Origin of the sequence: Achromobacter marplatensis, assembly GCF_002209535.1 — a bacterium.
Taxonomy (GTDB): domain Bacteria; phylum Pseudomonadota; class Gammaproteobacteria; order Burkholderiales; family Burkholderiaceae_B; genus Achromobacter; species Achromobacter marplatensis.
The window spans coordinates 18,069-32,317 of record NZ_NJIG01000006.1; the positions used below are offsets into that span (position 1 = coordinate 18,069).

The 14,249-nt window shown below is 66.7% G+C and carries 15 protein-coding genes; 6 read left to right on the forward strand and 9 right to left on the reverse strand.

The window, feature by feature from the left end:
- Positions 1–211: 211 nt before the first annotated feature.
- The 7 genes from CEY09_RS15335 to CEY09_RS15365 form a co-directional block, all read right to left on the reverse strand.
- Positions 212–1,870 carry a CYTH and CHAD domain-containing protein gene (locus CEY09_RS15335; protein ID WP_088589302.1) on the reverse strand — a complete coding sequence of 553 codons (1,659 nt, stop codon included), beginning with the start codon at positions 1,868–1,870 and terminating at the stop codon, positions 212–214.
- Between the two features lie 216 nt (positions 1,871–2,086).
- Positions 2,087–2,911 (reverse strand): phosphonate ABC transporter, permease protein PhnE, encoded by an 825-nt coding sequence (gene phnE / locus CEY09_RS15340; protein ID WP_006227606.1) that lies wholly within the window; start codon positions 2,909–2,911, stop codon positions 2,087–2,089.
- On the reverse strand, positions 2,908–3,792 hold the full coding sequence (phnE, locus tag CEY09_RS15345; RefSeq protein WP_006227607.1) for a phosphonate ABC transporter, permease protein PhnE: 885 nt from the start codon (positions 3,790–3,792) through the stop codon (positions 2,908–2,910). Before phnE (CEY09_RS15345) ends, phnE (CEY09_RS15340) begins: the two co-directional genes overlap by 4 nt.
- The gene (gene phnC / locus CEY09_RS15350; protein ID WP_006227608.1) at positions 3,789–4,559 is read right to left on the reverse strand and encodes a phosphonate ABC transporter ATP-binding protein; all 771 of its coding nucleotides are present in this window, start codon (positions 4,557–4,559) and stop codon (positions 3,789–3,791) included. Before phnC ends, phnE (CEY09_RS15345) begins: the two co-directional genes overlap by 4 nt.
- A gap of 6 nt (positions 4,560–4,565) precedes the next feature.
- Positions 4,566–5,564, reverse strand: coding sequence for a phosphate/phosphite/phosphonate ABC transporter substrate-binding protein (gene phnD / locus CEY09_RS15355; RefSeq protein WP_006227609.1), 999 nt, complete (start codon positions 5,562–5,564; stop codon positions 4,566–4,568).
- Between the two features lie 206 nt (positions 5,565–5,770).
- Positions 5,771–6,586: an IclR family transcriptional regulator gene (locus CEY09_RS15360; protein WP_006227610.1), complete on the reverse strand. Its 816-nt coding sequence runs from the start codon at positions 6,584–6,586 to the stop codon at positions 5,771–5,773.
- A 12-nt stretch (positions 6,587–6,598) separates the two neighbouring features.
- Positions 6,599–7,423, reverse strand: coding sequence for an HAD-IIB family hydrolase (locus tag CEY09_RS15365; RefSeq protein WP_088589303.1), 825 nt, complete (start codon positions 7,421–7,423; stop codon positions 6,599–6,601).
- A gap of 158 nt (positions 7,424–7,581) precedes the next feature.
- On the opposite strand from CEY09_RS15365, the gene ribBA reads away from it, so the two are divergent.
- The 6 genes from ribBA to CEY09_RS15395 all read left to right on the forward strand — a co-directional run bounded on the left by ribBA (position 7,582) and on the right by CEY09_RS15395 (position 12,040).
- Complete coding sequence (gene ribBA / locus CEY09_RS15370) at positions 7,582–8,760, forward strand: bifunctional 3,4-dihydroxy-2-butanone-4-phosphate synthase/GTP cyclohydrolase II (RefSeq protein ID WP_006227612.1); 1,179 nt, start codon at positions 7,582–7,584, stop codon at positions 8,758–8,760.
- 10 nt (positions 8,761–8,770) lie between these two features.
- Complete coding sequence (gene ribH, locus CEY09_RS15375; RefSeq protein WP_006227613.1) at positions 8,771–9,301, forward strand: 6,7-dimethyl-8-ribityllumazine synthase; 531 nt, start codon at positions 8,771–8,773, stop codon at positions 9,299–9,301.
- Positions 9,270–9,779 (forward strand): transcription antitermination factor NusB, encoded by a 510-nt coding sequence (gene nusB, locus CEY09_RS15380; RefSeq protein WP_006227614.1) that lies wholly within the window; start codon positions 9,270–9,272, stop codon positions 9,777–9,779. The genes ribH and nusB overlap by 32 nt, the downstream gene beginning before the upstream one ends.
- Positions 9,780–9,917: 138 nt before the next feature.
- Positions 9,918–10,883, forward strand: a complete 966-nt coding sequence (gene thiL / locus CEY09_RS15385) for a thiamine-phosphate kinase (protein ID WP_088589304.1) — start codon at positions 9,918–9,920, stop codon at positions 10,881–10,883.
- Between the two features lie 84 nt (positions 10,884–10,967).
- Positions 10,968–11,474, forward strand: coding sequence for a phosphatidylglycerophosphatase A family protein (locus CEY09_RS15390; protein WP_088589305.1), 507 nt, complete (start codon positions 10,968–10,970; stop codon positions 11,472–11,474).
- Complete coding sequence (locus CEY09_RS15395) at positions 11,471–12,040, forward strand: CinA family protein (RefSeq protein WP_088589306.1); 570 nt, start codon at positions 11,471–11,473, stop codon at positions 12,038–12,040. Before CEY09_RS15390 ends, CEY09_RS15395 begins: the two co-directional genes overlap by 4 nt.
- Before the next feature lie 47 nt (positions 12,041–12,087).
- Here CEY09_RS15395 and pyrF read toward each other — a convergent pair whose 3' ends face one another.
- Together pyrF and CEY09_RS15405 are read right to left on the reverse strand one after the other, a co-directional pair.
- Entirely contained in the window at positions 12,088–12,906 is an 819-nt protein-coding gene (gene pyrF, locus CEY09_RS15400) for an orotidine-5'-phosphate decarboxylase (RefSeq protein ID WP_006227618.1), read from the reverse strand.
- 8 nt (positions 12,907–12,914) lie between these two features.
- Positions 12,915–14,234, reverse strand: a complete 1,320-nt coding sequence (locus tag CEY09_RS15405; RefSeq protein WP_088589307.1) for an NAD(P)/FAD-dependent oxidoreductase — start codon at positions 14,232–14,234, stop codon at positions 12,915–12,917.
- Positions 14,235–14,249: the final 15 nt, after the last annotated feature.

Here is a 14,249-nt window from a genome sequence, read left to right on the forward strand (position 1 = left end):
GCATGCTGGCCGGACGACAGCGATCCAGTATTGGCGCGTCGGATGTCGTTCTTTTGACAGCCAGCTGACCCGTTGCTGTGCGCGCCGCTTTTTTTGAAACGCGGTGCTAGATGCGTGTCGAAGTGAAAACGTATTCAACGATTGACTTACCGTTGCGGTAAACGCGCGCGCCCGCCATGGCCGCCCGGGCCATGGCGCGACATGCGGCGTTTTACTTCCAGAACGGCTTGCTGCGCGCCAGGTTATCGAAGGCTTTCTGCGCTTCGACGGCCAGCTCGTCCAGGCGTGCGCTGATCCAGCCCAGCGCGAACCAGGCTTGCGGGTGCGTGGCCGTACATGACTCGTAGTATTCCTTGGCGACGGCCAGGTCGTTGATTTCGCCCAGCACGTCCTGCACCTTGGACAGCAGCTTGCGGTAGCCGCGCAGCTTGCCCGAGGGCAACAGCGATTCCGCAAACGCCAGGCTGTAGCGCAGTCGCTTGCCGCGCTTGCGCAGCTCGTGTCGCGTGGGGATGTCCAGCGTGGCGAACTGCGTGCCCTGGTCGGCCACCTTGCTGTGCCAGCGATGCAGGCGGCGCGCCAATTGCTTGTGCAGGCGCTGCGGATCGGGTTCCGGCGCCAGCATGGGGATGATGGTGGGCTTGACGCTGGGGCCGGCCACGCCGCCTTCCAGGCGGATGGCAGGCTCGGGCGCCGCGTCGCTGGGCGTGCCGTTGGCGATGGTCTGGCCATTGCCGGCGGGCACCGCAGGCGGCACATCCAGGCTCCACTCCAGCAGTTCCAGCAACCAGGCCTGGAAGGCCTTGCCGCCGGCAATGGTCTGGGCGTCTTGTTCGGGCGGCGCGGCTTCCATCGGAATCACGGGCATGCCGGCGCGGATCAGCGCGGGCGCCACGGTTTCGTTCAGCACGTCCTGGTCGCGGTTGGCGCCGAAGGCGGCGAAGTGCGTGCGCACGCCTTGCAGCATGGCGTCAGGCACCGGCGCGATCCAGCCGTCGAAGAGTTTCCAGGCCGACCGCAGGCGGCGCACGCCCACGCGCAGCTGGTGCACGTGTTCGGAGTTGCCGGCGCGATAGACGCCTTCCGTGTCCACTTCGGCCAGCACCGCAGCGTTGCGCGCGATCTGGTCCAGGCATTCCGCGGCGATGCGGCCCATTGCCTGCGACGGCGTCATGTCGTCGCGCAGCTTCACGGCGGCCGCGCCGCGCGGCGCCCAGAACTGGGCGATGGCCTGGGCGCGGCGGGCTTCCTGATCGTCGCCGGGGAGGGCGTCCACATCGGCCAGGCGTTGCGCCAACTGGGCCAGCGCGTCACCGCGTTCGGATTTGCTGCGCGGGTCCAGCACGAGGCTGTGGCGCTGCTGCCAGCCGCGTGCGCAGGCAAAGATGGCGGCAGGGCGGCCCGACACCAGTTCGAATTCCAGTTCCGAGATGGGCAGTTCCAATGGGCCGGCGCGCAGGATGCCGGTGTCGTACGCAAGCTCTACGGTGCCAAAGCGCGTGCGGACCTTGCGCAGCAGGCGCTGCACATCGGTTTCGTAGCGCAGGCCAAGTTCGCCCTTGATGGCGGCAAGCGCCGCTTCGACTTCCGTGCCGGCATACACCGACAGGTCCAGCACGGGGCCTGGGCGCGGGTGGTTCAGTTCAATCCGGGTGATGGCGTTGATGCCGGGCATCTTCAGCGTCTGGACCCAGTCGCGGCCCTCCTGGCGCAGCCGGATGGCGATGCGCGCCCGCGCGAGTTCGCGTTCGGGCGTGTCGAAATACATGGCATGCAGGCGGATGCGCGTGGCCTCGCGTTGCTTGATCTCTCGCAGCACGGCCTGGCGCGAAGCCGTGGGCACGTGCAGTTTCAATTCCTGTTCCGACATGGCGGTGGGTGTCCAACGGCAAAAGCCGAGATCTTAATCAACCGGGGGGCGGGATTTGATGACGGTTCATATTTTGTTCACATTGAGCATAGACGTGAACGCGCGTCGCGGACAAGCGAAGGCGCATGCCACGCAAGAAAAAACGCCGCCCCTTTGCAAGGGCGGCGCCAAGGAGCGCTGGTCAGGGGAAACCGACAAGCGTAAAAGGGGACGCGATTAAAGAATGCGTTTGCGCGCCTGGGTGATGATGATTTCGGCCAATACGACCACCACGAAGATCGCGGCCAGCACCAGGGCGACGCGGTCCCACTGGAACAGGTTCAACGCGGTGTCCAGCGCCATGCCGATGCCGCCGGCGCCCACCAGCCCCAGCACGGCCGATTCGCGCACGTTGATGTCCCAGCGCAGCAGCACGATGGACCAGAACGCCGGGCGGATCTGCGGCCAGTAGGCGTACCACAGCACCGATGCCTTGCTGGCGCCGGTGGCGGTCACCGCCTCGATGGGGCCGCGCTGCGCTTCTTCGATGGCTTCGCCCACCAGCTTGCCCACGAAGCCGATCGAGCGGAACGCGATGGCCAGCGTGCCGGCGAGCGCGCCCGGCCCGAAGATGGCGATGAACAGCAGCGCCCAGACCAGCGAATTGACCGAGCGGCTGGACACCAGGATCAGCCGGGCCAGCATGTTGATGGTTTTGCTGGGCGTCAGGTTGTTGGCCGCAAGCAGGCCCACCGGCACCGCCATGAAGACGGACAGGATGGTGCCCAGGGTGGCGATGTGCAGCGTTTCGATCAGCGCGTTGTGCACGCCGTCCGGGTAGTAGGCCCAGTCGATCGGCCACATGCGGCGGAACAGGTCGGCCATCTGCTCGGGCGCGTCATACAGGAACTCCGGTATGACTTCGACGCCGCGGATGGCCTGGACGATGGCGGCCACGACCAGCAGGTACAGCGCGAAGCGCAGCAGCCGCTGGCCCATGCTGTAGCGCTGCCACACGCGCGGCGAACCCGCCGGGTTCAGGGTGGAGGCATGGACGTTCATTCTTCCACCTCCGCCTTGCGCGCCGCCGGCGGCTTGGTCGAGCCGATGCCGCGGGCACCCGCGAAACGGCCTTGCAGGATGCGGTCAAAGCCCAGGTTGTCCAGGAACACGGCGCGCACGAAGCCTGCGAGGATTTCGCCCAGCATGATGATGGCGATCAGCGTCAGCAGGATGGCGCTGACGAAGTCGTAATCAAAGCGCTGGAAGGCCGAGAACAGTGTGCCGCCCACGCCGCCCGCACCCACGATCCCCACCATGGTGGAGTTGCGCAGGTTGGAGTCGAACTGGTAGGTGGCAAAGCCGATGAAGCGGGCGAACACCTGCGGCAGCACGCCGAAGATGATGACGTTGGCGAACGAGGCGCCGCTTGCGCGCACCGCTTCCACCTGCTTGAGCGAGATTTCTTCGATGGCCTCGGTGAATAGCTTGCCGATAAAGCCGATGGAGGCCACCGTCAGCGCCAGGATGCCGGCCAGTGCGCCAAAGCCCACGGCCTTGACGAACAGGATGGCGACGATGACCGGGTGCAGGGCGCGGCACAGCGCCACCAGCGAACGCGCGGGCCACGACACCCAGGCAGGCATCATGTTGCGCGCGCCCAAAAGGCCCACGGGCAGCGCAAACAGGATGCCCAGCACCGAGGCCAGCACCGCGATTTCCAGGCTTTCCGCGATGCCCTTCCACAAGGTCGCGGGTTTTTCGAAATTGGGCGGGAACATGCGCGAAAGAAACGTCGACGCGTGTCCCATGCCGGTTTCAAAGCGTGCCCAGCTGAAATCCAGCTGCGCGCCGGCGTAGATGGTGTAGATCACCAGCAACACCAGGCCCGCCTTGGCGCGCCCGGACATGGCGAAGGGGCGGTTGCCCCGGGGGTGCGTCATTCCAGCCAAGACTCGCCTCCGTAGATCGTCTTGAGCATGGTCGCGTCCAGTCCCTGGCCGTCGCCGTCATACACCACGTGCCCGCCGGACATGCCGACGATGCGGGTGGCGTAGCGACGCGCCAGTTCGACGTCGTGGATGTTCACGATGACGGGAATACCGGTGGCGCTGCCCTGAACGGACAGCAGCTCCATGATTTCCACCGAGGTCTTGGGATCCAGCGACGACGTCGGTTCGTCCGCCAGCAGCAGCTGCGGCCGCTGCATCAGCGCGCGGGCGATGCCCACCCGCTGGCGCTGCCCGCCCGACAGCGCATCGGCGCGCTGGTCGGCAAAGCCGGCCAGGCCGACGGTATCCAGCAGCTTGTAGGCATGCTCGATGTCTTCGGGTTCGAAGCGGCGCATCCAGGCCTTCAGGGCGGAGGTGTAGCCCAGCCGCCCCGTCAGCAGGTTTTCCATGACGGTCAGGCGTTCGACCAGGTTGTATTCCTGGAACACCATGCCGATGCGCCGGCGCGCGCGGCGCAGCGACGCGCCGCGCACGCGAGCCAGATCCACGGAACCGTCCTTGGACTGCAGCACGATCTCGCCCTGGGTGGGTTCGATCAGCCGGTTGATGCAGCGCAGAAGCGTGCTCTTGCCGGTGCCGGAGGGGCCAATGATGGCGGTCAGTCCTTGACCGGCGATTTCAAGGTTGATGCCATTGAGAACCGGCCGGCCGGCCCGGTATTCCTTGACCAGGCCGGAAATGCGTAGCGACGTCGTCATGCTGGATTACTTCTTGCTCTTGGCGGATTCGCGGTCGTAGGCGGCGCGGTTGAAGCTTTCGCCACCCGATTCAGCCACTTGGCGGACGATGGCCCAGTCCTTCTGATAGGTCACCGGATAGAAGCGGTCGGCGCCGTCGAAGGCCTTCGACATCTCCGCGGGGAAGCGGTAGTCGTAGAAGCACTTGAGCATCTGGTCGCGGAACTTCGGCTCCAGGTCATGCGCGTAGGCGAACGACGAGGTGGGGAATTTCTCGCTCTTGTAGATCACGCGGAAGTCGGCTTCCTTGACCTGGCCGCGTTCGACCATGCGCTTGAACACGTCGGAGGCCACGGCGGCGGCGTCATAGTCGCCGGAGTTCACGCCCATGACGGACTGGTCGTGCTTGCCCGAGAAGACCACCTTGTAGTCCTTGTCCGGCGTCAGGCCTTCCTTGGGGAAGAGCGCCACGGGCGCCATGTGGCCCGAGTTCGAGGACGGCGCGGTGTGCGCCAGCTTCTTGCCCTTCAAGTCGGTCAGCTTCTGGTAGGGGCTGTCCTTCTTGACGATGACGATCAGGTTGTAGCCCTGGAAACCGTCGGCATAGCCCTTGACGGCGAACGGCACGGCGCCGGCGATGTTCACGGCGAACGCGGTCGGGCCGGTCGAAAAGCCGCCCACGTGCAGGCGGCCCGAGCGCATGGCTTCGATTTCGGCGGCGTTGCTTTGTACCTGGTAGAACACGACGCGCTTGCCCGTGCATTCGGACAGGTGTTTGGTGAACGGCTTGAAGATGTCTTCGTAGACCGCCGGGTCTTCGACCGGGGTGTAGGTGAACACCAGGGTCGACGGCGTCTTCTGCTTGGAAGCGTCGGTGGGGGTATCGGCCACCAGATCGTTATTGGCGTCGCAATACATCTGGTCCAGGTCGCCCCGGTTGGAGCAGGTGTCGGCGGCGTGGGCGGCGGTGCCGCCAACGGCGAACGCGGCCAGGGCGGCCGCTTGCAATAGACGCATTGCGTGCATGGTTTGTCTCCTCTTGTGGGATGAATTTGAATATTTGCTGAATTCAACCACACAAGCGGGGACGGGCACACTTGGGAAAGTCCCTGCCTTTCTTTTCGTGTTTTGTTCGAATTGTTCGCTTTATGTTCGTTTGTTTGCGATCAATCGAACAAGCCCGACACCGGGTCCGAGCCGGACCCGGGGGCCAGACCCGAGCCAACTCCGTGTCAGGCCCGGTAGCCGAGCTTGCGCGAGATCTCCTGCGCGCAGGCCAGCAGCGGCCGGGCAATGGCGCCGTCCCAGCTCACGTCGAACAGGCCCGTCGGCCCCAGGCTGGTCAGCCCCAGGACGATGTTGCCGGTGTTGTCGAACACGGGCACCGACAAGGCGTCCACGCCCGGCAGCGGGTTGCCCAGCGCGCGGGCCATGCCGTGCACGCGGATGTCGGCCAACTGGGCTTCGATGTTGGCGCGCGAGGCCTTGCGTGGGGGCGGCACGCTGGCGATGACGGCCGTATCGCCCTCTTCGCGGGCGATGTAGTGCTCGCTGACCTTGGGCGGCAGCCAGGCCGCGAATACCAGGCCGGTGGCGGTGTGCAGCATGGACATCACGGTGCCCTTGCGCATGTTCACGTGCACCGGGTAGCTGGCTTCGGTCATGTGGATCATGGTGGGCCCGTGCGAGCCCAGCACCGCGATGCCCAGCGTATGGCCGATCTCGGATTGCAGCTTGGCGATCTCGGGCATGGCGATGCGCACCGGGTCCAGCCGTTGCAGGCTGACCAGGCCCATCTGCAAGGCGAAGGGGCCCAGCTCGTACTGGCCGGTGATGGCGTCTTGCTGCACCAGGCCCACGCGGATGAAGCTGACCAGGTAGGGATGCGCCTTGGCGGACGTCATGCCGGCGCCCGCAGCCAGGTCGCGCAGGGTCAGGGGCTTGGCGGCGTCGACCAGGGCGGCCAGCAGCGGCACGCCAACTTCGATGGACTGGATGCTGCGGCGGCCGTCGTTGGCGGCGGGGGCGGGAGTCTTGGTGGTGGCCACGGTGTGCGGACCTCAGGCCGGTTGCGCGTGCAACTGCGGGGCCTGGCGGGCCGCCAGCAGCCGGTTCGCCATTTCGACGAAACCCGCGCCGCCGTGGAAGGCGGCGACAAAGGCGGGGCGATGCGTCAGGCGATGCAGCTGGGCCTGGATGTTGGCCACGCCGACTGAAATCGGGAAGTACGCGAACATGGGTTCGTCGTTGGGCGAATCGCCGATGAACAGCGTGCTGTCCAGGGCGCTGGCCACGTCCGCGCCGAATTCGCGCTGGAACATGGTGCGGGTCATGGTCAGCTTGTCGTAGTCGCCGAACCAGCCGTTGACGTGGATCGAACTGACTTTGGCCTGGGCGCCGGCGTCGTGGAAGATCTGGACGATCTTGCTGATGGCCGAGTCGGGCAGGGCGGGCACGTCTTCGCAGAAGTCGATGGCCAGGTCGGCCACACGGTAGTCCTGGTCGCTGGCGACGGCCGAGCCCGGCACTTCGGCCAGGACGCGGGCGCGGATCGCGTCGAGCTGCTTGCGGCTGGCCTGGCGCGAGGCGGCGTCCGTCCAGTAATGGGTCGTCATGCGGCGGGCCTGGCGGTCGTAGGCGTAGTAGAAGGCGCCGTTCTCCCCCACCACGGCGCGCACGGGCCACATGCGGGCGATATGGTCGCACCAGCCAGCTGGGCGGCCGGTGATCGGCACCACCTGGATGCCCGCCTGTTCCAGGCGCTCCAGCGCGGCGTAGGCGTCGGCCGGCAGGCGGCCTTCGGTGGTCAGCGTGTCGTCGATGTCGGTCAGGACGACCCGAACCGCCGCGGCGACGGTCAAAGGCATGGCCGCAAGGGCTTGCATGGGGTTTTTCCTCGTTGGGGACGTGATTTTTATGGGGGGATCTCCGGCCGAAAGTTTAACCGGATGGCCCGGCTGGACGCCGTTCTGGCGGCCCGATAGGGGATCCGGCGCCAGGGGCGGTAAAATCCGGGCTTTCCCGCCTGGTTTGCGTGCCCGCCATGTCCGTCCAGTTGTCCTCTTTGCCCGGCTCCGAGCCGGAATCCTTCGGTATCGCTTCCGTTGCCGAGATCATCGCCGAGCTGCGCGCCGGCCGTATCGTCATTCTTGTTGACGAAGAAGACCGTGAAAATGAAGGCGACCTGGTCATGGCCGCCGAATTCGTCACGCCTGAAGCCATCAACTTCATGGTGACCCACGGCCGCGGCCTGGTGTGCCTGACGCTGACCGAAGAGCGCTGCCGCCAACTCGAGCTGCCCATGATGGCGGCCCGTAACGGTACGCGATACGGCACCAATTTCACGCAGTCGATCGAAGCCGCCGTGGGCGTCGAAACCGGTATTTCGGCCGCCGACCGCGCCCGCACCATTCAGGTGGCGGTGGCGCGCGACGCCAAGCCGGCCGACCTGGTCCAGCCTGGCCACATCTTCCCCGTGCGGGCGGTGCCCGGCGGCGTGCTGGTGCGCGCCGGCCACACCGAAGCTGGCTGCGATCTGACCGCCATGGCCGGCCTGACGCCCGCCGCGGTGATCTGCGAAATCCTCAAGCCGGACGGCACCATGGCCCGCCTGCCGGACCTGGTGGAATTCGGCCGCCAGCACAACCTGAAGATCGGCACGATCGCCGACCTGATCCAATACCGCAGCGAACACGAATCCATCGTCAAGCGCGTGGGCAAGCGCCCCATGCAGACGGCCTGGGGCACCTTCGAGGCCGTGGCCTATGAAGACGCGGCCACCGGCTCCGCCCATTTGGCGCTGGTGCATGGTAACGTGAGCCCCGACGTCGAAACGCTGGTGCGCGTGCACGAGCCGGCCTCCGTGCTGGACGTGCTGGATACCGGCGCCAGCCCGCATAGCTGGGGCGTGGCGCAAGCCCTGCAGGCCATTGCAGCCGCTCCGGCCGGGGTGCTGGTGTTGATGAACTGCCAATCGTCCACCGAGCACCTGTTCGGCCAGATCGCCGGCTGGAACGACCCGAAGGCCCAGGCCGACGCGGCCGCCAGCACGGACCGTTTCGGCCTGCGCACTTACGGCATCGGCGCCCAGATCCTGCGCGACCTGAATGTGGGCCAGATGAAGCTGCTGGCCCGGCCGCGCAAGATGCCCAGCATGGCGGGCTTTTCGCTCACCATTACGGGTTACGATTGCGACCCGCAGAATACTCCCGCAACACACTGAAGGCCGACACATGAACCCTTACATCCTTACCCCCGACCTGAACGGCGAAGGGCTGCACATCGGCATCGTACGCGCCCGCTTCAATGAAGAAATCGGCCAGGCCGAACTCGAAGCGTGCCTGAAGGAACTGGCCGAACTGGGCGTGGACGAGCGCGACGTGATGGTCGCCACCGTTCCCGGCGCCCTGGAACTGGGCGTGGCCCTGTCCCACATGGCCGAAACGTTTGAATTCGACGCCTTGATCGCGCTGGGCGCCGTCATCCGTGGCGAGACCTATCACTTTGAAGTGGTCAGCAATGAAATGGCCATGGCAATCACCCGTATCTCCCTGGAAACCGGCATCCCCGTCGCAAACGGCGTGTTGACCGTCGACACCGACGAGCAGGCGCAAGCCCGCGCCGCCGGCAAGGGCCGCGATTGCGCTCAGGTGGCCGTTGAAATGGCCAACCTGGTGGCGGCGCTGGAACCTGAGGAAGAAGACGAAGACGACGAAGACGAGGACGAAGATTTTGACGACGAAGAAGACGACGACCAGCGCTGATAGCGCGGCGCAAGCCCGCGCCAATGCGCGCAGCGCCCGCCGCCGTGCACGCGAATTCGCACTGCAGGGCGTGTACGCGTGGCTGCTGCGCGGTGGCGAAGGCACGCAAGACGCCGGCGAGATCGATGCCCACCTGCGCGACACCGAGGATTTTTCCGAGGCCGACGCGCAGTGGTTCAAGACCTTGCTGCACGGCGTCCTGCGCGAAGCGCCCGCGTTGCGCGAGCGGTTCACGCCTTACGTCGACCGCCCGCTGGCCGAGCTGTCGCCCGTTGAGCATGGCATCCTGCTGATCGGCAGCTTCGAACTGATTCATCATGTCGAAGTGCCGTACAAGGTCGCCATCAATGAAGCCGTTGAACTTGCCAAATCGTTTGGCGGCACCGACGGCTTCAAGTTCGTCAACGGCGTGCTCGACAAGCTGGCTGCCGACGTGCGTGCGAACGAGGTCCAGGCCGCCGCCCAACAGCGGCGCTGACCCGCGCTTGCCGGACTCCGAAGGGGTCAGGCGCATGCCGCCCTGCGCGTACCCTAGCCGGTGCGCCAGGCGTGGCCTGCGTCTGACCCCTTCGGCTTGTTTCACCGCCGGTTTCCCGACCGGCTTCTCGGAGTTGCCGTGGCGTCCGAATTCGATCTGATCGCGCGCTATTTCACCCGGACCGCACCGGCGGGCCTGCTGGGCGTGGGCGACGATTGCGCCCTGTTTCCTGTACCGCCTGGCGAACAGGTCGCCACCAGCACCGACCTGCTGCTGGAAGGCCGCCATTTCTTTCCCGACGTGGATCCTCGCGCCCTGGGCCACAAGGCCCTGGCCGTGAACCTGTCTGACCTGGCCGCCATGGGCGCCCGGCCGATTGGCTGCGTGCTGGGGCTGGCCTTGCCGCGCCTGGACGAGCCCTGGCTGGCCGCCTTCGCGGACGGGTTTCACGCCTTGGCCGATGCCCATGGCTGCCCGCTGATCGGCGGCGACACCACGCGTAGCGCGCATGACCTGGCGATCAGCGTCACCGTGTTCGGCGCCGTGCCCGCCGGCCAGGCGCTGCGGCGCGACGGCGCGCAGGCGGGCGACGATATCTGGGTATCGGGCGAACTGGGCGCGGCCGACGTGGCCTATCGCCTGCTGGACGGCCAGTATCCGGCCGATGGGTCCTTGCTGGCCGCGACCCGTGACGCACTGGAATGGCCCCAACCGCAGGTTGCGCTGGGGCTGGCGCTGCGCGGCATCGCGCACGCCGCCATCGATCTGTCCGATGGGCTGCTGCAAGACCTGGGCCACATCCTGGCCGCCAGCCGGGTGGGCGCTTGCCTGGAGTACGCCCGGATGCCGGCGGCCACGGCCCTGGCGGGCCTGGACGAGGCGCTGTTGCGCCGCGCGGTGCTGGGCGGCGGCGACGTCTATCAGCTGTGCTTTACCGCGCCCGCCGCCCGCCGCGATGCTGTGGCGCAAGCCGCCCGCGCAGCCAATGCCCGCGTGACCCGGGTGGGCCACACGCTGGCGCAGGCGGGCCTCACCGTGCTGGACGGGCAGGGCCAGCCGATGACCGCGCTGCCGGCCGGTTTCGATCACTTTCCCGCAGCCTGATCCGCAGCGGTTCCCCTACCGACATTCCCCCTCTATCAACGGCCCAGGAACGCCATGTCCCTTACCGATAAGCCATCCCCGTCCATGCGTGAACGCTCGCGGGCCGTGTATCCGTCACTGTCCTGGGTGTGCCGCGATCCGGGCCGCCTGATCGCCTTTGGCCTGGGCAGCGGCCTCGTCCGGCCGGCCTCGGGCACCTGGGGCACCTTGCTGGCCTGGGGCATCTGGGTGGCGGCCGCGCCCGCCGCGTCGGACATGGCCATCGGTGTGTTCCTGGCGCTGGCCTTTCTTTATGGTTGCTGGGCCTGCCACCGCGTCGGCCGTGAACTTGGGCAGCCGGATCATGTCGGAATGGTCTGGGACGAGATGGTGGCGTTCTGGCTGGTGCTCTGGTTGACGCCCGCTGGCTGGCTGTCGCAGTTGCTGGCGTTCGGGCTGTTCCGCCTGTTCGACATCGTCAAGCCGCCGCCCATCAAGTTCTTCGACGCCCATATCAAGGGCGGCTTCGGCGTAATGTGGGACGATATCGTGGCGGCCGGCTATGCCTTGCTGGTGATGGCGCTGGTCGCACGCACAGGAGTCTTGGGATGAACGAGCAACAAGAAGTGGGATCGCGGTCGAACCTGTCGGCCGCCCAGTTGACTGAAGCCACCACCGTCGGCCTGGCCGAACGGCTGGGCGATTCGATGCGGCGCCATGGCTGGATGCTGGGCACTGCGGAATCCTGCACGGGCGGCCTGCTGGCCGGCGCGATGACGTCGGTCGCTGGCTCCAGCGAATGGTTCGAGCGGGGATTCGTCACCTACAGCAACGAAGCCAAGGTGGAAGAGCTGGACGTCTCTCCCGACGCGCTGCATCACTTCGGCGCGGTCAGCGAACCCGTTGCGCTGGAGATGGCAAATGGCGTGTTGCTGATGGCGCCTGCCGCGCATGTGGCCGTGTCCACCACCGGCATCGCCGGGCCGGGCGGCGCCACACCGGGCAAGCCGGTTGGCATGGTGTGCTTCGGTTTTGCGATGCGGGTGGGCGAGGGCATCACCAGCCGCGCCGTGACGCACGTGTTCCCGGGCGACCGCACGCAAGTGCGCCAGGCCGCGGTGGAATTCGCGTTGCGGGGATTGCTGGAGTTCGTGGGGGCGCCGGTCAATCGCCGCTAAGGTCGAAAAAAAAACGGGTTGCCTGTTAGCAACCCGTTTTTTTAGATTCAACGCACCGCGTTGATCGCGTCGCGCAGGCCCATGGCTGCGCGGCCGGCGGCCTCGCGCCAGTCGTCGCCGCCGCTGGCGTAGATGATGGCGCGCGAGGAGTTGATCATCATGCCGCTGCGGGCGGCGTTGGCGCCGGCGTTCACGGTGGCGGTGATGTCGCCGCCCTGGGCGCCGATGCCCGGGACCAGCAGGGGCAGGGCGTCGCCGATGCGCTGGCGCACGGCGGCCAGTTCGTTCGGGAACGTGGCGCCCACCACCAGGCCGCATTGGCCATTGGCGTTCCATTTGTCGGCCACCAGGCCTGCGACGTGCAGGTACAGCGGTTCGCCGTTATCCATCTTCAGGAACTGCAGGTCCGACCCACCGGGGTTGGACGTGCGGCACAGCACGATCACGCCGCGGTCGCGCCAGGCCAGGTAGGGCTCGACGGAATCCAGGCCCATGTAGGGGCTGACGGTGAGCGCGTGCGCCTGGTAGCGCTCGTAGGCTTCGCGGGCGTAGTTCTCGGCGGTGGAGCCGATGTCGCCACGCTTGGCGTCCAGCACGATGGGCAGGTCCGGGTGCTTGTCGCGGATGTGCTGGCACAGCGCTTCCAGCTGGTCTTCGGCGCGGTGCGCGGCGAAATACGCGATCTGCGGCTTGAAGCTGCAGGCGTAGGGCGCGGTGGCGTCGACGATGTCGCGGCAGAACTGGAAGATGGCGTCCGGCTTGTCCTGCAATTCGCGCGGAAAGCGCTGGGGATCGGGATCCAGCCCGACTTGCAGGAGCGAGTTGCTGGTGGTCCAGGCGTGTTCGAGTTTTTGCAGGAAATTCATGGGGGAGTTCAGTGCAGTTTGACCCGGGGGCGCGTGCGCCGCATAAGCAGGCGGGCCAGGGCCAGGGAGGCGGTGCGAGAGATGCCCAGCACCGCTTTGTGGTGCATCAGGTGCAGGCTCATGTACATCAAGCGCGCCAGTGTACCGCTTACGAACAGTCCCCGTCCGGCCAGCTTGCCCATCAGGCTGCCCACCCCGGCGTCCTGGCCCAGCGACACCAGCGAACCGTGATCCTGGTAGACATAGGGGCCGGTGGGCTCTGCCGTGTTGCGCAGGCGCGCCGTCAGCTTCTTGGCCAGGTAATCGGCCTGTTGGTGCGCGGCCTGGGCGCGGGCGGGCACCGTGCGGCCATCGCGCCAGGGCACCGAGCAGCAATCGCCCAGCGCCAGGATGTGCGGATCGGCGGTTTCCAGCCGTTCGTTCACTTCCAGCTGTCCCAGCTTGTTCAGCGGCAGGTCCAGGTCGGCAAGCAGGGCGGGGCCCTTGATGCCGGCGGCCCACATGCATAGCTGGGCGGGGAATTCGCGGCCGTCCGCGGTTTTCACGCTGTTGCCGGTCACTTCCGAGACGCGGCAGGACGTTTCCACGCCGATGCCCAGTTCCTTCAACCGGTTGGTTGCGGCTTCGGAGATCTTTTCGGGCAGCGCCGACAGGATGCGCGGCGCGCCTTCCACCAGCGTGATGGCCAGGTCGCGTTCGGCGCGGAAGTTCGGCAGGCCGTAGGCGCTGACGACGTGGCTGGCTTCGGTCAGTTCAACGGCCAGTTCGACGCCGGTGGCGCCGCCGCCCACGATGACCAGATCCAGCCGGGCCGACGGATTGCGCACCTTGGCCAGGTCAACCTGCGCCATCGCCTTCAGCATGGTCAGGCGGAACTGTTCGGCGTTTTCGGTGGTGTCGAGCGTGACGGCGTGTTCGGCCGCGCCGGGCGTATTGAAGAAATTGGAGGTGCTGCCCAGGGCCAGCACCAGCGTGTCGTAGCCGAGATCGCGGCGGGGCAGGACTTCCTGGCCTTGCGAATCGTTGACGGCGTCCACCACGATCTGGCGGCGCGCCCGGTCTACGCTGAGCAAGCGGCCCTGCGCGAACGAAAAGCCGTTCATGTGGGCCAGCATCAGGTAGGACAAGCCTTCCTGGTGGATGTCCAGCGTGCCCGCGGCTGCTTCGTGCAGCGAGGGCTTCCAGATATGGAAGGGGCGGCTGTCGACCAGGGCGATGTGTTGGCGGCCATGGATCCGGCCCAACTTGGCGGCCAATTCCAGGCCGCCGGCACCGCCGCCGACGATGACGATGCGTTGAGAGGGGGCTGACGTCGATTTAGGCATCATGGCTCCCAGTATAAA